17 protein-coding genes are annotated in these 18,667 nt (G+C 72.0%); 13 read left to right on the forward strand and 4 right to left on the reverse strand.

Annotated features, from left to right (window positions below; translation table 11 throughout):
* Window positions 1-62 precede the first annotated feature (62 nt).
* The 3 genes from ACSUPR_RS21580 to hpf all read left to right on the forward strand — a co-directional run bounded on the left by ACSUPR_RS21580 (window position 63) and on the right by hpf (window position 2,649).
* Complete coding sequence (locus ACSUPR_RS21580) at window positions 63-482, forward strand: SgcJ/EcaC family oxidoreductase (protein WP_436886523.1); 420 nt, start codon at window positions 63-65, stop codon at window positions 480-482.
* Between the two features lie 74 nt (window positions 483-556).
* Entirely contained in the window at window positions 557-1,297 is a 741-nt protein-coding gene (locus ACSUPR_RS21585) for a ComF family protein (RefSeq protein ID WP_436886524.1), read from the forward strand.
* Between the two features lie 677 nt (window positions 1,298-1,974).
* Complete coding sequence (gene hpf / locus ACSUPR_RS21590) at window positions 1,975-2,649, forward strand: ribosome hibernation-promoting factor, HPF/YfiA family (RefSeq protein ID WP_436886526.1); 675 nt, start codon at window positions 1,975-1,977, stop codon at window positions 2,647-2,649.
* Between the two features lie 66 nt (window positions 2,650-2,715).
* Here hpf and ACSUPR_RS21595 read toward each other — a convergent pair whose 3' ends face one another.
* Window positions 2,716-3,168: a hypothetical protein gene (locus ACSUPR_RS21595; RefSeq protein WP_436886527.1), complete on the reverse strand. Its 453-nt coding sequence runs from the start codon at window positions 3,166-3,168 to the stop codon at window positions 2,716-2,718.
* A gap of 526 nt (window positions 3,169-3,694) precedes the next feature.
* Here ACSUPR_RS21595 and secA point away from each other — a divergent pair.
* The gene (gene secA, locus ACSUPR_RS21600; RefSeq protein ID WP_436886528.1) at window positions 3,695-6,538 is read left to right on the forward strand and encodes a preprotein translocase subunit SecA; all 2,844 of its coding nucleotides are present in this window, start codon (window positions 3,695-3,697) and stop codon (window positions 6,536-6,538) included.
* Window positions 6,539-6,830: 292 nt separating this feature from the next.
* Here the strand turns inward: secA and ACSUPR_RS21605 are convergent, their stop codons facing one another.
* On the reverse strand, window positions 6,831-8,201 hold the full coding sequence (locus tag ACSUPR_RS21605; RefSeq protein ID WP_436886529.1) for a PTS transporter subunit EIIC: 1,371 nt from the start codon (window positions 8,199-8,201) through the stop codon (window positions 6,831-6,833).
* Window positions 8,202-8,247: 46 nt separating this feature from the next.
* Window positions 8,248-8,985 carry a GntR family transcriptional regulator gene (locus ACSUPR_RS21610; protein WP_436886530.1) on the reverse strand — a complete coding sequence of 246 codons (738 nt, stop codon included), beginning with the start codon at window positions 8,983-8,985 and terminating at the stop codon, window positions 8,248-8,250.
* Window positions 8,986-9,238: 253 nt separating this feature from the next.
* On the opposite strand from ACSUPR_RS21610, the gene ACSUPR_RS21615 reads away from it, so the two are divergent.
* From ACSUPR_RS21615 to ACSUPR_RS21650, 8 genes are all read left to right on the forward strand, one after another.
* Window positions 9,239-10,282, forward strand: a complete 1,044-nt coding sequence (locus ACSUPR_RS21615; protein WP_436886531.1) for an SIS domain-containing protein — start codon at window positions 9,239-9,241, stop codon at window positions 10,280-10,282.
* A 103-nt stretch (window positions 10,283-10,385) separates the two neighbouring features.
* Window positions 10,386-10,625 (forward strand): glucose PTS transporter subunit EIIB, encoded by a 240-nt coding sequence (locus tag ACSUPR_RS21620; RefSeq protein ID WP_436886532.1) that lies wholly within the window; start codon window positions 10,386-10,388, stop codon window positions 10,623-10,625.
* 67 nt (window positions 10,626-10,692) lie between these two features.
* Window positions 10,693-11,181 carry a PTS sugar transporter subunit IIA gene (locus tag ACSUPR_RS21625; RefSeq protein WP_436886533.1) on the forward strand — a complete coding sequence of 163 codons (489 nt, stop codon included), beginning with the start codon at window positions 10,693-10,695 and terminating at the stop codon, window positions 11,179-11,181.
* Window positions 11,182-11,261: 80 nt separating this feature from the next.
* The gene (locus ACSUPR_RS21630; RefSeq protein ID WP_436886534.1) at window positions 11,262-12,884 is read left to right on the forward strand and encodes a glycoside hydrolase family 3 protein; all 1,623 of its coding nucleotides are present in this window, start codon (window positions 11,262-11,264) and stop codon (window positions 12,882-12,884) included.
* A gap of 88 nt (window positions 12,885-12,972) precedes the next feature.
* Window positions 12,973-13,620, forward strand: a complete 648-nt coding sequence (locus ACSUPR_RS21635) for an HAD family hydrolase (protein WP_436886535.1) — start codon at window positions 12,973-12,975, stop codon at window positions 13,618-13,620.
* A gap of 49 nt (window positions 13,621-13,669) precedes the next feature.
* The gene (locus tag ACSUPR_RS21640; protein ID WP_436886536.1) at window positions 13,670-14,101 is read left to right on the forward strand and encodes a DUF6912 family protein; all 432 of its coding nucleotides are present in this window, start codon (window positions 13,670-13,672) and stop codon (window positions 14,099-14,101) included.
* Between the two features lie 145 nt (window positions 14,102-14,246).
* Complete coding sequence (locus tag ACSUPR_RS21645; protein WP_436886537.1) at window positions 14,247-15,077, forward strand: rhamnogalacturonan acetylesterase; 831 nt, start codon at window positions 14,247-14,249, stop codon at window positions 15,075-15,077.
* Between the two features lie 165 nt (window positions 15,078-15,242).
* Window positions 15,243-16,256, forward strand: coding sequence for a pectinesterase family protein (locus ACSUPR_RS21650; protein ID WP_436886538.1), 1,014 nt, complete (start codon window positions 15,243-15,245; stop codon window positions 16,254-16,256).
* Window positions 16,257-16,550: 294 nt separating this feature from the next.
* Here the strand turns inward: ACSUPR_RS21650 and ACSUPR_RS21655 are convergent, their stop codons facing one another.
* On the reverse strand, window positions 16,551-17,384 hold the full coding sequence (locus ACSUPR_RS21655) for an arylamine N-acetyltransferase family protein (RefSeq protein WP_436886539.1): 834 nt from the start codon (window positions 17,382-17,384) through the stop codon (window positions 16,551-16,553).
* 264 nt (window positions 17,385-17,648) lie between these two features.
* On the opposite strand from ACSUPR_RS21655, the gene ACSUPR_RS21660 reads away from it, so the two are divergent.
* The gene (locus tag ACSUPR_RS21660; RefSeq protein ID WP_436886540.1) at window positions 17,649-18,350 is read left to right on the forward strand and encodes an HAD family hydrolase; all 702 of its coding nucleotides are present in this window, start codon (window positions 17,649-17,651) and stop codon (window positions 18,348-18,350) included.
* Window positions 18,351-18,667 lie beyond the last annotated feature (317 nt).

Raw genomic sequence — 18,667 nt, forward strand, 5'->3', positions numbered from 1 at the left:
CCGGCGGCCGGTCGACCCCCGAGGGTCGACCTCGACCATGGTCGGGGCTCGATGCCCGGGTCATGGACACGACACAGCCGGACGATATGACCCGCGAGACCGAGACCGAGCGCCTGCGCGCGGTGGTCGCGGCGCTCGAACACTCCCAGCGCGAGAGGCTGCCCGAGGAGTTCATCGGCCTGTTCCGCGAGGACGCGATCTGGACCACGGGGCACGGCGAACGGCTGTTCGGCCGGGACGAGATCGCCGCGTTCACGCGTAGGGTCCTGCCGGGCTCCGCGCAGGAGGGGGCGGTCTTCTACGAGGTCGAGCACGTGCTGTTCCTGCGGCCCGACGTCGCCGCGGTCAAGGCCCGCGCGACCTACCGCGACCCCGACGGCGCGCAGATCGGCAACCAGGGCAGCCCCATGTACGTGATGACCAAGGAGGGCGACCGCTGGTCGCCCACCGCCGACCGGAACACCGAGATCCTCGGCACCTGACACCCGCAGCCCGGGTTTTCCACAGGTTCGGGGAGGGGGTGGCGGGGCCGCCCCCGGTCGCCGATCCTCGAAGTATGGATGTCGGGAAGGCCCTTGTCAGGGCACTCGTGCGGATCCGGGACGCGCTGCTGGACCTGCTGCTCCCGCGGGCCTGCCCCGGATGCTCCGGCCCGGCCGGGGGTGCCGGGCCGCTCTGCCGGACGTGCCGCGACGCGCTGGTGCGGCGGCCGCACCGGTGCGCGCCGCGCCCCGGGTGCCCGCCGGTCTGGGCGGCCGGGCCCTACGCCGGGCTGCACCGCCGGGTGCTGCTCGCCTACAAGGAGGGCGACGACGCGCTGGCCGGGGTGTGGGGCGAGCGCCTGGCCGCGGTCTGCGCGGCGAGCGGACTGGTCGGCGCCGACACCCTGCTGGTGCCGGTCCCCGGGCGCGGGCCGCCGCACGACCCGCGTGCGCCGGTGGCCCGGGTCGCGGCCGCCGCCTGCCGGGACCGGTCGGCCGGGCCGCCGCTGCCGCTGCTGCGCCACCGGGGCCGGGTGCGCCGCCAGGCGGGCCTGGGGCGCCGGGAGCGGCTGGCCAACCGGGCGGGTTCGTTCCGCGCGGACGCGGTCCCCGCGTGGGCCGCGGGCCGCCGGGTCGTGGTGGTCGACGACGTCGTCACCACGGGGGCCACGCTGGCCGAGGCGACGCGGGCGCTGCGGGCCGCCGGGCTGCGCGTGGCGGGTGCGGTCGTGCTCGCCGAACGCCTGCCGACCGGAGGCCGCACCCTCCGGAACCGAGGTCGGGAGAAGGTTTTACGAACACCCTCGAAACCATGAAAAGTCCTTGTGTGCAGGGGTTCGCGGTGATTTTCCGGGGCTTGGGAACGGGGTCCCCACCTGACATCCTCGCCAGGACAGGTTACGGTCACCGTATGGCACCCGTCCGGGTCCGTGGTTGCGTCGGAGTTTCGGTGTCCCCGGGAAGACCGGGGCGCTCCTCCGGCAAGCCGATGCCAGGCGCAGGCGAAACGGCCCACGTAAGGCGACTTTTCGTCGACCGATCACGGTGCGCCTTAGAGGTAAGCCCTGCCCCGCGGAGGGTCCCGATGTCCCTCACGACAGGGAGAAGAGCAGTAGTCGCGGACAAGAGCGGCGACACTCTCAGCAGGCGGATGTGGGGACGAAGACCAGGTCGGCCGGACGGGTGGCATCCCATCGGGGGGTTCGCCAAGGGCGAGCCCCCGGGGACCCCCCTTTGGGGTATCAATCTCCCAAAGCGCGACGAAAGTCCTTTTTCCCAGTTCAGAGCTCCCGCCGATCATGTGCATGGGACGCGTGATGACCGTGTCCCCGGTGGGTATACGCACTTTCAACCGAGCTGTGATCCGCGTAGAGCCGGATCACCCGCAGAAGGGGGCTGACAGCGCGAGACCCTTCCGTCCCCCGAACGACGGAAGGTGCAGAAGCCAGCCTGGCCGTCACCTTCTCGACGGCCACGCGATGAAGGGGGTCCTATGGACATCATCGTCAAGGGTCGACGCACCGGTGTGAGCGACAAGTTCCGACAGCACGTCGAGAACAAGCTCGACAGGCTCTCCAAGTGGGAGAAGAAGGGCATGACCGTCGATGTGGAGGTGTCCACGGAGCGCAATCCCAAGCTCGCCGACGTGAAGGAACGCGTCGAACTCACCATCCGCTCCAACGGCAACGGCCCCGTCGTTCGCAGCGAGGCGGCCGCCGTCGACCGGCATGGCGCCCTTGACCTGGCCCTCGACAAGATCGAGGCGCGCCTGCGCAAGGCCGCCGACCGCCGCAAGGTGCACCGGGGCACCCGGGCCCCCGTCTCCGTCTCCTCGGCCACCGCCCACCTCCCCGGCGACCTGCCGTCGGAGGCGCCGGCCCCGCAGGCTCCCCCCGCCCGGCGCAGCACCGAGGAGGGCGCCGGTTCCGGCGCCGAGCAGGCCTGGTTCTCCGACGAGTTCGTGGAGCTCGACACCCAGGGGGAGGCCCCCCTCATCGTCCGGGAGAAGTCCCACCAGGCCAAGCCCATGAGCATCGACCAGGCGCTGATGGAGATGGAACTCGTCGGCCACGACTTCTTCCTGTTCCACGACGAGGTCAAGGACGCGCCGAGCGTCGTCTACCGCCGCAGGGGCTTCAACTACGGGGTCATCCGACTCGTCGACTGACCCGGCCCCCGTCCCCCCGGGGGTCCGGGGTGCGGCGGGTCGTCCGACCCGCCGCACCCCGGTGCGTCAGACGGCGGTGGCGCGGCGCTCCCTCCGGAGGCGCCGCCGGTCCCGCCGACTCGTCCGCTGCTCCTCGCGGATCCGGTGCAGCGGGGTGTCGTGCCGCTCCTCGGGCTCCACCGACGGGGCGTCCAGCACGACGTCCCCGAAGATGTCGGTGACCAGGGCCATGACCAGCGCCGCCGCCAGCAGCACACCGGCGGCCACCAGCAGCCACACCGCCATCCCCTGGGCGACGGCGAACCCGCCGACGACGGCTCCGGCCACGGCGAGGCCCACGACCACCCAGGACGTGGCCCGGCCCCGGTGCCGCCCGGTCGGCGCCAGGCTGCCGCCCTGCCGCTGGAACCCCCGGATGCGGCCGAAACGCCGCTCGTCGTCGGGTTCGTGCCGTTCCCATTCCAGGCTCGACTCCCGCGACGGCGGATGTCGCCGCCCCTCGATCAGGTCGTCGAGCACTTCCACAGGTGTGCGGGGGGAGGGGGTCCCGCCCTCCCCGGTCCGTGCCCTCTCGGTCCTTCCTCCGGTCCGCATGGCGATCCCCCCTGAACGCGCATGACGTCGCCCGGCCGCTCCGGCACGCGGCCGGGCCTCTAAGCAGGGTCTACCCGTATCCGGTGGATGAACGCGGAACACCCGAAGCCACGCGCAACGGCCCGGACCGGGCGGGCCGCCGGCCCGGTCCGGGCCGCGACGGTTGGAAAACGGTGAGAATCCCCGGCTCCGCCCGCCCCGGCCCCGGGGCCCCGCAGGTGCGGTGGGGAACATTCTCCGTGGTTTCGATCGTTCACCAGGGGGAACAGGCCTCCCGTCCACGGCCGCCGCCGAGGGACCGGGTACAGGGTGCACGTCCTCTAGGATGTAGGCCCGAGGGCCCAGGGACCCCCGCCGCCCTCCGCGGCCACGGGACAGCGGTCAGCGGGCCTAGATCTGATCTCCACGCACGCCGTGGAGCCAACCGCGATCTGCGAGGAGCGCATAGGAAGTGCCAGGGATACTCAGCAAGCTCCTGCGCGCGGGTGAGGGAAAGATCCTGCGCCGGCTCAACAAGCTGAAGGACCAGATCAACTCGCTCGAGGACGAGTACGTCGACCTCACCGACGAGGAGCTCCGGGACCTCACCAAGGAGTACAAGGACCGCCACGAGGAGGGCGAGTCCCTCGACGACCTCCTCCCGGAGGCGTTCGCGACCGTCCGCGAGGCGGCCAAGCGGACCCTGGGCCAGCGCCACTTCGACGTCCAGCTCATGGGCGGTGCCGCGCTCCACCTCGGCAACATCGCCGAGATGAAGACCGGTGAGGGCAAGACCCTGACCGGTACCCTCGCGGTCTACCTCAACGCGCTCGCGGGCAAGGGCGTCCACGTCGTCACCACCAACGACTACCTGGCCAAGCGCGACGCCCAGAACATGGGCCGCATCTACCACTTCCTCGGCCTCGAGGTCGGCGTGGTCAGCCCCAACATGACCCCGGCCGAGCGCCGCAAGGCCTACCAGGCCGACATCACCTACGGCACGAACAACGAGTTCGGCTTCGACTACCTCCGCGACAACATGGCGCTGTCCCTCAGGGACACCGTCCAGCGCGGCCACTTCTTCGCCCTCGTCGACGAGGTCGACTCCATCCTCATCGACGAGGCGCGCACCCCGCTCATCATCAGCGGCCCCTCCGAGCAGAACTCCCGCTGGTACGGCGAGTTCGCCAAGATCGCGCCCCGCCTCAAGCGGGACACCGACTACGAGGTCGACGAGAAGAAGCGCACGGTCGGCATCACCGAGTCCGGTGTGGCCAAGGTCGAGGACTGGCTGGGCATCGACAACCTCTACGAGGCCGTCAACACCCCGCTCATCAGCTTCCTCAACAACTCCCTCAAGGCCAAGGAGCTGTACCGCCGCGACAAGGAGTACATCGTCAAGGACGGTGAGGTCCTCATCGTCGACGAGTTCACCGGGCGCGTGCTGGCCGGCCGCCGCTACAACGAGGGCATGCACCAGGCCATCGAGGCCAAGGAGCGCGTCAAGATCAAGGACGAGAACCAGACGCTCGCCAAGATCACGCTCCAGAACTACTTCCGCCTCTACGACAAGCTCGCGGGCATGACGGGTACCGCGGAGACCGAGGCGGCGGAGTTCCACCAGACCTACGGCGTCGGCGTGGTGCCCATCCCCACCAACAGGCCGATGATCCGTGAGGACGTCAAGGACCTCGTCTACAAGAACGAGGACGCCAAGTTCCAGGCGGTCGCGGAGGACATCGCCGACCGCCACCAGGAGGGCCGGCCGGTCCTGGTCGGTACCACCAGCGTCGAGAAGTCCGAGCTGCTGTCGCGGATGCTCAAGCGCGAGGGCGTCCCGCACGAGGTCCTCAACGCCAAGAACCACGCCCGTGAGGCCGCGATCATCGCCCGCGCGGGCAAGCTCGGCGCGGTCACCGTCGCCACCAACATGGCCGGCCGCGGTACCGACATCATGCTGGGCGGCAACCCGGACTTCCTCGCCGACGAGGAGCTCCAGGCCCGCGGCCTGAGCCCGCTGGAGACGCCCGAGGAGTACGAGGCGGCCTGGCCGGAGGCGCTGGAGAAGGCGAAGGCCGAGTACGAGGAGGAGCACGAGAAGGTCGTCGAGCTCGGCGGCCTGTACGTGCTCGGCACCGAGCGGCACGAGTCCCGGCGCATCGACAACCAGCTGCGCGGCCGCTCCGGCCGCCAGGGCGACCCGGGCATGTCCCGCTTCTACCTGTCCCTCCAGGACGACCTGCTGCGCCTGTTCAACAGCAGCCGTCTGGAGGTGTTCATGAACCAGCTGAACATCCCGGACGACCAGCCCATCGAGTCCGGCATGGTCAGCAAGGCGATCGCCTCCGCGCAGGGCCAGGTCGAGACCCAGAACTTCGAGATCCGCAAGAACGTCCTCAAGTACGACGAGGTCCTCAACCGCCAGCGCAAGGTCGTCTACGCCGAGCGCCGCAAGGTCCTCGAGGGCCAGGACCTGCGCGACCAGGTGCTGGTCATGCTGGAGGAGGTGCTGCGCGGCTACGTCGCGGAGGAGACCTCCGAGGGCGACCCGGCCGACTGGGACCTCGACAAGCTGTGGCGTGCGTTCAAGCAGGTCTACCCGATCAGCTTCACGGTCGACGAGTTCATCGAGGAGAACGGCGAACTGCACACCCTCACCGGTCAGCTCATCGCCGACCGCGTGGTGGAGGACGCCCTCGCCGCCTACGACACCCGCGAGTCCGAGCTGGGCGAGGAGGCGATGCGCGAGGTCGAGCGCCGCATCATCCTCCAGGTCATGGACCGCAAGTGGCGCGAGCACCTCTACGAGATGGACTACCTCCAGGAGGGCATCGGCCTGCGCGCGATGGCCCAGCGCAACCCGCTGATCGAGTTCCAGCGCGAGGGCTACGACATGTTCCAGCAGATGCTGGAGGCCATCAAGGAGGAGTCGGTCGGCTACCTCTTCAACCTCGAGGTGCAGGTCCGCAAGAAGGAGGAGCCCAAGCTCACCGCGGCCGCCGCCGCCACCACGGCCGCGTCCGTGGGCGGTTCCTCGGGCGCCACGGCCGTGGCCACGGCCGTGGACGAGGACGAGGAGGCCGTGCAGGCCGAGGCGCCCGCGGAGGAGGCCGAGGCCGCGGAGGACGTGGTGGTCCCGGGCTTCGGCGAGGGCCAGCCCGGCCGCCTGCAGTACTCCGCGCCGAGCGAGGACGGCTCCGTCGAGCGCCACAGCGAGGAGAACGACGCGTACGCGGGCGTCTCCCGCAACGCGCCGTGCCCCTGCGGTTCCGGCAAGAAGTTCAAGAAGTGCCACGGTGACCCGGCCGGCCGGTAGCCGCCACTGAGACACGTCCGCGGGCGCGCTCCCTCCGGGGGGCGCGCCCGCACGTGTTCCCCGCCCGCCGGGCCGGTCGGTCAGGGGGTGCCCCGTCTCCTCCGTGCGGTCCCGTGCCGCCCTCCGGAGGCCGCTCCGCCGCGGCCCGCAGGAGCCGCGGCCGGGAGCCCGAATCCCGCCGGGGACGCGCCGGCGGGGGAGTGCGGTACCGCCGGCCCGGGCTCCGGCCCGAACGGGCGCGGGCCCGCCCCCGGTCGACCGGGAGCGGGCCCGCGGGGAAGCGGCCGGGCGGTCAGTCCCTGCCGCCGGGGTCCTTCGGGTCCGGTCCGCCGGGATCGGCCCCGGCGGGGGCCGCCTCCTGCGCCCCCTCCGCCGGTTCGCGCCCCGGGGTGGGCAGGTTCATGCGCCGGATGAGGAACGTGAACACGAAGTAGTAGAGGAAGAAGTAGACGACGCCCAGCGTGAGGATCAGCCCCAACCCCTCGGTGTTGGACTTCGTGGCGTTGAGCAGCAGGTCGATCAGGCCCGCCGAGAACCCGAAGCCCAACTGGGTGTCCAGGGCGTTGAGCACCGCCATCGAGATACCCGTCAGCACGATGTGCACCGCGAACAGGGCCGGCGCGATGAAGATGAACGCGAACTCGATCGGCTCGGTGATGCCGGTGACGAAGGCGGTCAGCGCCGCGGCGACCATGAGGCCGCCGATGTTGGCGCGCTGCGAGGGGTGGGCGCAGCGCCAGATCGCCAGCGCCGCGCCGGGCAGGCCGAACATGAGCACGGGGAAGAACCCGGACAGGAAGCCGCCCGCCGTCGGGTCCCCGGCCAGGTAGCGGTTGATCTCGCCCAGGTACACGTCGCCCGTCTCCGGGTCGGTGTACGAGCCGAACACGAACCACACCACCGAGTTGACGATGTGGTGCAGGCCCAGCGGCAGCAGCAGGCGGTTGATCATGCCGTAGATACCGGCCCCGACCGCGCCCAGCCCGATGATCCACTCGCCCAGGGAGTTGATCAGGCTGCCGATCACCGGCCAGACGAGACCGAACGCCACGGCCACCAGCAGGCCCACACCCGCCATGAGGATGGGCACGAAGCGGCGTCCGCCGAAGAAGCCCAGCCAGGTCGGGAGCTTGATCCGGTGGTATCGCTGCCACAGCACCGCCGAGATGAGGCCGATGACGATACCGCCGAGAACGTCGCTCGGGTTCTTCGCGCCCCAGTTGACGATGAGATCGCCGCCCACGTCGAGGGTGACCCGTTCGCCGACCTCTCCGCCCAGGTCGTGGAAGAGCAGCTTCGACACCCGGTCGAACACGAGGTAGCCCACCAGGGCGGCCAGGGCGGTCGACCCGTCGGAGCGCTTGGCGAAGCCGATGGCGACACCGACCGCGAACAGCAGGGGCATCGCCTGGAACAGGGAGTCGCCCGCGGTGCCCACCACGTCCGCGACGCCCTGCATCCACCCCAGGCCGTTCACCCCGGCCAGGCCGTCGGCGCCGAGCAGGTCGTTCTGGCCCAGGCGGAGGAGGATGGCGGCCGCGGGCAGGACCGCGATGGGCATCATCATGCTGCGCCCCAGGCGCTGCATGACGGCCAGGGCGGAGGAGGAGCGTTTGGGCTTGCCGGCCGTGGCTGTCGTGGCCGGTGTGTTGTCCGAACTCAAGGGGGGTCCTTCCCTCGGACGCGCGCCCGGTGGGCGCGGGGGAGTGTCAGTCGCCGTGCCGGCGCGGGTCCAGCCGCGAGTGCAGCTGGTAGCGGTCGGCGCGGTAGGTGGACAGCGCCAGTTCCACGCACTGTCCCTTGGAGAAGCTGCGGCGCTGCATCACCAGCACCGGGCTTCCAGCGGGCAGGCCCAGGAGGCGGGAGTCGGCCGAGTCGCAGATCCCGGCCTCGATGGTCTGTTCCCCGGAATCCAACAGGATGTCGTACTCGTTTTCCAGGACCTCGTACAGCGAGCGTTCGGCGAGGTCGAAGTCCTCGAGTCCGGGGACCATGGCGGCGGGGATGTTGGAGCGTTCCACGGCCATGGGTTCGTCGTCGGCGGTGCGCATGCGCTCGATGTGGTGCACCAGGGTGCCCGGCTCGATGTCGAGCATGCGCGCGGTGTGCCCGCTCGCCGGGATGACCTGGCGGATGAGCTCGCGCGCCCCGGGCTCGTACCCGCGGGCGCGCATGTCCTCGCTGAAGGAGGCGAGGACCAGGGACATCTCGATCTTGGGGCGGGCGATGAAGGTCCCCTTGCCGGGGACCCGGTAGAGCCGTCCCTCCGACACCATCAGGTCGATGGTCTGGCGGACGGTCATACGGGAAAGACCGTAGGAGGCGCTCAGCTCCCGCTCGGAGGGGATCATGTCGTCCACGCCCAGTCCGGCCTCGGTGATCCAGTCCAGGAGCAGGTCGCGGAGTTGGACGTACTTCGGCAGTGGGTTGCTGGGATCGATCGGCATGGGCGGGCGGCCTTCTCGGTCGGCGGGGCGGTGCTGTGCGGTGTGCTCCCGGGGCGTTCTCGTGCGGCGCAGCGGCCCCGTGAGCACGGGGTACATACTCCTGTACCCCGAGCATCGGGACAATCCCGGAGCCACTGGTATAGTCCGGACTAGACCATAGCTCTGTCCGCGTGTCAATCCACCCAACGGCAGGCGGTCCGCACCACTTCACGGGAGTGCCGGGCACCCGGCACGAGCAGGGGAAGGCCCTCCTATGACCACCACGACGAGCGTGATGCGCTCCGAGATCGCCGAGCAGCCCGAGGCGCTGCGCCGCACCTTCGCCGGGCTGCTGCCGCTCCGCTCCGAGATCGCCTCCCTGGGGCGCTCCACCAAGCACGTGCTCTTCATCGCCCGCGGCTCCTCCGACAACGCCGCGGTGTACGGCGGTTACCTGCTGCAGGCGCACGCCGGGCGGCTGGCCACCCTGGGCTCCCCCTCCATCGCCACCGCCTACGGGGCCAGGCTCGACCTGTCCGACGTCCTGGCCGTGGCCATCTCCCAGTCCGGCAAGACCGAGGAGATCGTCGAGACCATGCGCTGGGCCGCCGACTGCGGCGCCCGCACCGTCGGAGTCACCAACGGCGCCGACTCCCCGCTGGCCGCCGAGGCCGACGTCGCCCTGGTCACGCAGGCCGGGAACGAGGTCGCGGTGCCCGCGACCAAGACCTACAACACCCAGCTCGCCGCCCTCGCCGTACTGGCCCTGGGCCTGGGCGCCGACCTGGACCCGGGGGACCTGGACCGGGTGCCCGACGCCATCGAGGAGACCCTCGCCGCGCCCACCGACTCCCTGGAGGAGATCGTCGAGCGCATGGTCGCCGTACAGGGGGCGGTGATCTCCGGGCGCGGCATGGCCTTCTCCACCGCGCTGGAGGCCGCCCTCAAGCTGAAGGAGGCCTGCTACCTGCACGCCATGGGCCTGTCCTACGCAGACCTGCTGCACGGCCCGATCGCGGTCGTCGACCCGCGCACCCCGGCCCTGCTGGTGGCGGCTCCCGAGGGCCCCACCCTCCCGGGCACCGTCGCCCTGGCCGAGCGGGTCCGCTCGGCCGGCGCCCCGGTGTTCGGCTTCGGCGGCGGCAGCGCCCTGGCCGCGGCCAGCGACCTGTCCGTCCCCGTCCCCGACGTGCCCGAGTGGGTCTCCCCGATGAACCTCATCGTCCCGGCCCAGCTCCTCACCGAGCGCCTGGCCCGCCGCCTGGGCTACAACCCGGACGTTCCCCGCGGCCTCAACAAGGTCACCCAGACGGCCTGAGCCGCGCCCCGGCGCCCGGTGCCTGGCGCGCCGGGAGCCGGAGGCCTAAGCTCCCCCCACGGGGACGGTCTCGGTCCCCACCGCACAGCACGGAGGACGACACATGGCGGACAAGGCAGCGGCGATCGTGGCCGGCCTGGGAGGCGCGGACAACATCGAGGACATCGAGGCGTGCATCACCCGGCTGCGCACCGAGGTCTCCGACGCGTCGCTGGTGGACGAGCAGGCCCTCAAGAGCACCGGGGCGCACGGCGTCCTGATCTCCGGCAACGTCGTCCAGGTGGTCGTCGGCCCCGAGGCCGACGCCCTCACCGACGACATCCGGGACATCATCGACGGATAACGGATGGGACGCAGGCCCGTTTTTCGTCGGCCCGGATGAAGTCCCCCCAACAGGGAAGAGAGCCTCCATGCCAGACGTCAACGGACCCCTGAGCGTCCTGTCCCCCGTCCGCGGAACCGCCCTCCCCCTGGAGAGCGTGCCCGATCCGGTCTTCTCCCAGGGGATGGTGGGGCCCGGCGTCGCCGTCCACCCCGAACCCGGGCAGGAGGGCGGGCAGGAGGGCGACCAGGACGCCGTCGCCCCCATCGACGGCACCCTCGTCAAGCTGCACCCGCACGCCTTCGTCGTCCTGGCCCCGGACGGCCGCCGGGGCGTGCTCGTCCACCTGGGCATCGACACGGTCAAGCTCAGGGGCGAGGGGTTCTCGCTCCTCGCGGAGGAGGGCACCGAGGTCGCGGCGGGCGACCCCGTCGTGCGCTGGTCGCCGGGATCGGTGGCCGCCCGGGGGCTGCCCGCCGTCGTCCCGGTCGTCGCCCTGGAGGCGGCCCCGGCGGACCTGGGCGACATCGTCGAGGGCTGTGTGGCCGGGGGCGGGGTGCTCTTCACCTGGGCCTGACGGGCCGGTGCGCACGCACCGGCCCGAAAAAGAGGTAACCTCCGGCGGACCAGCTCATTCGCCGGAGATGAAGTCCCACCATGAGAAGCCCCGTCACCCGTGCCCTGGCCTGCGCGGGGATCGCCCTGACCGCCCTGGCCGCCACGGCCTGCACCACGGCACCCCGGGAGGAGGTGGACACCTCGCCGCACGAGGAGCCGTCGCCGTCCGAGCCGCCCTTCGAGCCGGTCCTGGCCCCGCGCCTGCTCGCGGAGATGGACCTGCGGACCAAGATCGGCCAGCTCCTGGTGCTCACCGCCCAGGGGACCACGGCCGCCGACAACGCCGCCCAGATCGAGGAGTACCGCCCCGGCGGGATCATCTACTTCGACGCCAACCTCAGCGACGCCACCCAGATCGCCGAGTTCTCCAACGGGGTCCAGGAGCTGTCCGACACGCCCCTGTTCGTCGGCATCGACCAGGAGCAGGGTCTGGTGGTGCGGCTGCCGGTCGGCACCCGGTTCCCCGACGCCATGGCGGTCGGCGCCACCCGGGACACCGGGCTCGCCGCCCTGCGCGCGGGGACCACCGCCACCGAGCTGGCCGCCCTGGGGATCAACCTCAACTACGCGCCCGACGCCGACGTCAACACCGACCCGGACAACCCGGTCATCGGTATCCGCTCGTTCGGCTCCGAGCCCGACCTGGTCGCCGAGATGGCGGTCGCCGAGGCCGACGCGTACGCCGAGGGGGGCGTCGTCCCGGTCGTCAAACACTTCCCGGGCCACGGCGACACCGATGTGGACAGCCACACGGGGCTCCCCGTCATCGACCTGCCGCGCGACCGGTGGGAGGCGGAGCACCTGCCCCCCTTCCGCGCCGCGGTCGACGCCGGTGTGGACGCGGTCATGACCGCCCACGTGCTCATGCCGCAGCTGGACCCGGACGAGCCCGCCACCCTCTCGTCGGCGATCATCGACGGCATCCTGCGCGACGAGCTGGGCTACGACGGGGTGGTCACCACCGACGCCCTCAACATGGAGGGCGTCCGCCAGCGCCATTCCGACGGCGAGAACGCCGTCCTGGCCCTCGAAGCGGGCGTCGACCAGCTCCTGATGCCGCCGGACCCGGCCGCCGCGGTGGCCGCGGTCGAGCAGGCCGTCGAGGAGGGGCGCCTCACCGAGGAGCGCATCGACGAGTCGGTCCTGCGGATCCTCTCCCTCAAGGAGAAGCGCGGCGTCCTGGAGGCGGGCCCGGTCGACCCGGCCGCCGCCGAGGAGGTCCTGGCCGACCCGGAGCACGCCGAGGCCGCCCAGCGGGTGGCGGACGCCTCCGCCACCGTGCTGCGCAACACCGGCGGAGTCCTCCCGCTCGCCCCGGGGAGCCGGGTGCGCGTCGAGGGCACCAACGCCGACCGCCTCGCCGCGGCGCTCACCGAAGCCGGGCTCGAGGTCGTCACCGGCGACGCCGACGCCGTGGTCGTCGGCACCGGCACCGCCCCGGTCGGCCGCTCCACGGCGCCCACCGTCGCGGTGTCCCAGGGAGGTCCCTACACCCTGGCCGCATCTTTGGACGTGGACGGGTTCGTCGCCGTGTACTCCTCCGTCGACGTCTCCCTGGCGGCCGCGGCCCGGGTCATCACCGGCCGGGTGCAGCCCACCGGGACCCTCCCGGTGTCCGTGCCGGACACGGACGCCGACTTCGGAACCGGGCTCACCTACTAGGGCCGAAGGGTTGAAACGGGCGGGGAACGGGAAGAACCGTTGCCCGCCCGATCCCCGGGTGGGGCACGACACGGATGGAGGGGATCGGATGGACGGCATCCGCCGAGGGGTCATCTCCGACTGGGGAGGCGTGCTCACGCCCCCGCTCCCGGAGGGCATCCGGGCCTGGCTGACCGCCGACCGGATCGACGTCGAGCACTACTACGAGGTCATGACCCCCTACTTCGACGGCACCCTGGCCGACGACAACCCGGTGCACGCACTGGAGCGCGGGGAGATCGACACACGGCGGTTCGAGCGCGACCTGGCGGCCCTGCTGCGCTCCACCCACGGCGGCCCGGTGATCGCCGACGGGCTCATCGAGCGCATGTTCGCCTCCTTCGCCCCGGTCCACGACATGTACGAGGCGCTCCGTGAGGCCCGCCGCTCGGGGGCGAGCACGGCGCTCCTGTCGAACTCCTGGGGCAACGGCTACCCGCGCGAGCACTTCGTCACCACCTTCGACGAGGTGGTGATCTCCGGCGAGGTGGGGATGCGCAAACCGGAGCCGCGCATCTACCTGCACACCTGCCGGCTGATGGGGCTGCGGCCGGAGGAGTGCGTGTTCATCGACGACCTGGAGCACAACGTCCGCACGGCCGAGGAACTGGGGATGACCGGGATCCTGCACACCGACGTGGCCGCGACCACGCGGGAACTGCGCGGGTTCCTCATGGCGGACAGCGAAGCCGCCTGACGGGTGCGGCACACTTCAAGGTGACCGTCCCACCTTCCGGAGAGCCGCGATGTACGTCTTCCTGCCCAGCACCCTCCCCGCCCTCGCGACCGTCCTCGACGAGGGGAGGGTGCGGGTGCCGGTGGCGTTCGCGGCGGACACGGACGACGAGGAGGCGGAGTACGAGGCCATGTACGCGGCCGCCGAGGAGTCGCTGCGGCTCCTGGCCCGGGACCCGGACGCCCCCCGCCGCCGCGTCGTCCTCGCCGCGGACCTCGCCGACCACCTCGTCGAGGAGGAGGGACGCGAGAGCCCGGACGTGATCCGCGTCCGTGTCACCGGCGAGTCCATCCCGTACAAGCGCCTGGCCTCCGTCCACATCGACGACGAGGCCGCCGCCCCGGACATCGCCACCGCGGCCGCCTCCCCGGACTCCGGCGCCGCCGACGACCACGAGCTCATGTGGTACGCCCTCCAGGAACTCCGCCACCTCCTCGCCTGACCCGGGCCCGTCCCGGGGTCCGCCCGGATCCCGTACGGGGCCGCCGACGGGGGGTTGACGCCGCGGCCCCGTTTCGGGAGAGTCATGCAAACGTTTGCAACCATCGTCCACGGATCGGGAAAGCGCTTTCCCGCAGAGAGGCCCCATGCACCGTCGCAGCTTCCTCACCGTCTCCGCCGCGCTCCTGGGCGCCCCCCTCCTCGCCGGAGCCCCCGCCCTGGCGGAGTCCTCCCGCCCCGCCCGGGCTCCGCGCCTCTTCGTCACGGGCGACTCCACCGCCTCCACCTACGCCGCCCGCGAGGCGCCCCGGGCCGGCTGGGGGCAGGCCCTGGGCCTCTTCCTCGGCGGCGGAGCCACCGTGGACAACCGCGCGCTGTCGGGGGCCAGCTCCAAGAGCTTCGCCGACCTGGGCCTGCTGGACGGCGTCCTGGCCGACATCCGCCCCGGCGACCACCTGCTGGTCTCCTTCGGGCACAACGACTCCAAGTCCGACGACCCCGCCCGCCACACCGAGCCTTGGAGCACCTACCAGGAGCAGCTCACCGTCTACATCAACGGCGCCCGGGGCCGCGGCGCCCGCCCGGTGCTGGTCACCTCGGTCGAGCGGCGCCGCTTCACCGCCGACGGCGTGCCCCGCGAGTCCCACGGCGACTACCCGGCGGCCATGCGGGCCCTCGCCGAGCGCGAGGGCGTGCCCCTGGTCGACCTCACCGCGCTCAGCCTGGAGCTGTGGGGCCGGCTGGGACCCGAGGGCACCAAGGGCCACTTCCTGTGGCTGGAGCCGGGCGAACATCCCGACCACCCCGACGGCCTCCAGGACAACACCCACTTCCAGGCGCACGGCGCGATCGAGGCGGCCCGCCTGGTCGCCGCCGACCTCAAGCGCCGGCGTGTGCTCGCGCCGCACCAGGTGCGCAGGCTCGGCGACGCGGTCCCCGACTCCGAGGTGACCTGGCCCGACCAGCGCCCCGTCTAGCCCCGACGGGGGCCGCACCCCCGTTCTCCCCCCGCCCCGCTGGAAGGAACACCCCTGCGCACCCCCTCGACCACGGCGCTGCGAAGCGCCGCCCTGCCACTCGCGCTCGCGGGCGCCCTGTCCGTGTTCCCGGCCTCCCCCGCACCGGCCGCCGAGGTGGCCCCCGTGAGCGACAAGGGCACCGTGATCACCGTCGAGGCCGACGGTTCCGGCGACCACCGCAGCGTGCAGGACGCGGTCGACGCCGCTCCCTCCCGCTCCACCGAGCGCGTGACGCTGAGGATCGGCCCGGGCGTCTACGACGAACCCGTCGTCATCCCCTCCTCCAAACCGAACCTCACCCTGGTCGGCGCGACCGGGGACCCGAAGGACGTCGTCATCACCCACGGCCGCGCTGCGGGCATGCCCGGACCGGACGGCGGCACATGGGGGACGTCGGGCAGCGCCAGTGCCGTCATCTCCGGAGACGACGTGCACGCCTACGACCTGACCTTCGAGAACTCCTTCCTGCGCGAGGAGCACCCGGACATCACCTCCACGCAGGCGGTCGCCGTGCGCACCACCGGCGACCGGCTGGTGTTCGACAACGTGCGCTTCCTGGGCCACCAGGACACGCTGTACGCGAACTCTCCCGACACCGCGACGGTCTCGCGGCAGTACTACCGGAACTGCTACGTCGAGGGCGACGTCGACTTCGTCTTCGGCCGGGCCACGGCCGTCTTCCACGGGTGCGAGATCCGGTCCCTGGAACGGGGCAGCGAGACCGACAACGGGTACGTGACCGCGCCGAGCACGCCGCCGGAGCAGGAGTTCGGCTTCCTGTTCACCGAGAGCTGCTTCACGAGCGACGCCCCGGCCGCGTCGGTCCACCTGGGCCGCCCGTGGGTACCCGGCTCCGACCCGGACGCCCGGCCCCGGGCACTGATCCGCGACTCCTGGATGGGCCGCCACTTCAAGGAGCAGGGCTGGATCCCGATGTCCTCGGGTGGCGACTGGCGCCGGTTCGCGCTGCGCGAGTACGCGAACAGGGGCCCGGGCGCCCTGGTCACCGAGGACCGGCCGCAGATGGGCGACACCGAGGCCGCCGGGCACACCGCCGAGGCCTACCTGGCGGGTGACGACGGCTGGACCCCGGTCCGTGCCCCGCGCCGTCCGGTGTGCACCGCGCGGGGCCGATGACCCGGAGCCGTCGGCGCACACGCCCTGCCGCCGGCGGCCCCCCGGCCGCGGCCGGGGGGCCGCCCGACCCGACCACCCGGGATCGCCCCCTTCTTCCGGCACCCCGCCCACAACCCGGGGTATCGCCCGGACCCGCCCCCGCGGCGGGGACGGTGCCCCGGCGGATGTACGCGGTCGCGTGTGGCCGGGCCCGCGCAGCGCGGGAGGGGCCGCGGGGGCACGGGTCACCCGGCGGCCGGACCGGCCCCGCCCGGGAGGGGCCGGGGTCGGACCCGCGGGCCCGGCCGGGCGGGATCACGCGGAGACCGAGAGCTCCGCGAGGCGCCCGTGCAGCAGGGCGCGGTCGTCGCCGGTCAGGTGCACGCCGAGGCGGTCCAGCCACGGGTCGAGGTCCGCCGGGGCCGGCTTCTCGTGCCGGGTGGGGGCGCCCGGGGCGCGGAGGGTGACCGACGACTGGGTGAGGCTCACGTGGACCCCGTCCGGCAGGAACCCCGTCACCACCAGCATCTTCCGGAACACCGAGTCCGGGTGCGTCGCCACGAAGTGGTTCCCCGCCACCAGGTCCACCGGGTACACCTCCGACTCATGCGTCACATGAAGCGCATCCCACTCCCCGTTGCGCAGCTTGCGCAGCTCCCACCCCCACGACCTCCCGCGGGGGACCCGGGCGATCCCGAAGGCCATCCCGCCCCCGTCGCTCCGAGCCCCGTCCCGCAGCTCGATCGGCCGCCGCATGCCCGACCCGAACCCCGGGTCGGTCAGTATCCGCCGACCGTCCAGCACCACCTCCACCAGCAGGTGCGTCCGGGCGTTCTCGCCCGCCGGGCCGACCGTGCCCAGCCGCCGGTGCACCTCGAAGCCCAGCCGCTCCAGCGCGGCCGCGAACAGCACCCCGTGCTCGAAGCAGTACCCTCCCCGCCCCCCGCCCAGGAACTTCTCCTGCACGCCCCGCACGTCGACCGCCGGAGCCCGGCCCAGGAGCGCGTCGACGGTCTCGAAGGGGAAGGCCCTGATGTGCGCTCCGTACAGCCGCTCCAGGTACTCCCCGTCCGGCCGCTGCTCCGGCACCCCCACGCGGTCCAGGTAGGCCGTCAGGTCCAGGGCCTCGACGCCCCATGCGATGGTCACGGTCGACCTCCTCTCGTCACACCGTTGCAGCGCGGGCCGACCGCTGCGTGTTCCGGGAGGAACCCGGAGAGAACGTGCGGGAATATCGCAGTCCCTCCGAATCAGCCGAGGTCGGGAGCGGAGCACCGTGCGCCCGGGCCGCGACCGGCCGCGGCCAGGGGGTGGCCGGTCCCGGACGGGGCTCTCCACCGGAAACGCCCGTGCGGCACAATAGGGGGGTCCGACTGTCGTGCATCACCCGAGGAGTTCGCCATCAGCCGCCTGGTGCTATGGAACATCGACCTCACGCTCCTCGACGTCGGCCGGGTCATGCGGGCCGCCTACGCCGAGGCCTTCGAGAAGGTCACCGGTGAGCCCCTGGTCTACCTGACCTCGACCGCGGGCCGCACCGACTCGGAGATGTTCTTCGAGTTCTGCGCCCGCAACTACGTCGACATCGAGCCCGACGCCGACACCCTCTCCCGGTTCCTCGCCGCCCTGGAGGAGGCCTTCGACCTCCGTGTCGGGGAACTGGCCGCCAAGGGCAGGGTGATGCCCGGGGCCGCGGCCTCGCTGGCGGCCGTGGCCTCGCTGCCCGAGACCGTGCAGACCGTGGTCAGCGGCAGCCCCCGGACGGTGGCCACCGCCAAGCTGGTGGCCTTCGGCCTGGACGCCTACCTGAACCTGGCCATCGGCGGCTACGGTTCGGTCAACTACCCCAAGTCGACGCTCATCCAGTCCATCCGGCTGCACGCGGCGGAGGACGGGATGATCCCGGACTCCAGGACCGTCCTGATCACCGACAACGTCCCGGACGTGCGGGCCGCGCTGATCGGCGGCGCGGTCCCGGTCGGGGTCCTCAACGGACCGACCACGGAGGGGCGGTTGCGCGAGGCGGGTGCGCAGGCGATCCTGCCCGACCTCACCGACCCCCGCGCCGTGATGGCCGCCGTCCACCAGCTGACCGATTCGACAACGGCTCGATAACGACACGTGCGTCCCCGACCGGGACGAGGTGAACTCCCGTGTACATCGCCACCGACCGTCGCAATCCGCTTCTTACAGTATGTAACCGTTGGTTAACGGTGTTGCTCCTGCCCCCCGGCCCGAAAACCAGTAGCCTGTGTTCTTGGACGAGGCGGTGACAATGGGGTCTGACGCCTCTTTCTTCCAACCTGTGCGCACAGGTCACACCACCCGCGCCGCACACGCCACCCGCGCCAGGCGCAACACCCACGGCACCACACGGACTCCGGAGCCCCTTGCGGCCTCCGGGGTTCACGAAGAATCACACATCAGCTCAG

The sequence above is a fragment of the Nocardiopsis dassonvillei genome, from assembly GCF_964273065.1.
Lineage (GTDB): Bacteria > Actinomycetota > Actinomycetes > Streptosporangiales > Streptosporangiaceae > Nocardiopsis > Nocardiopsis dassonvillei_B.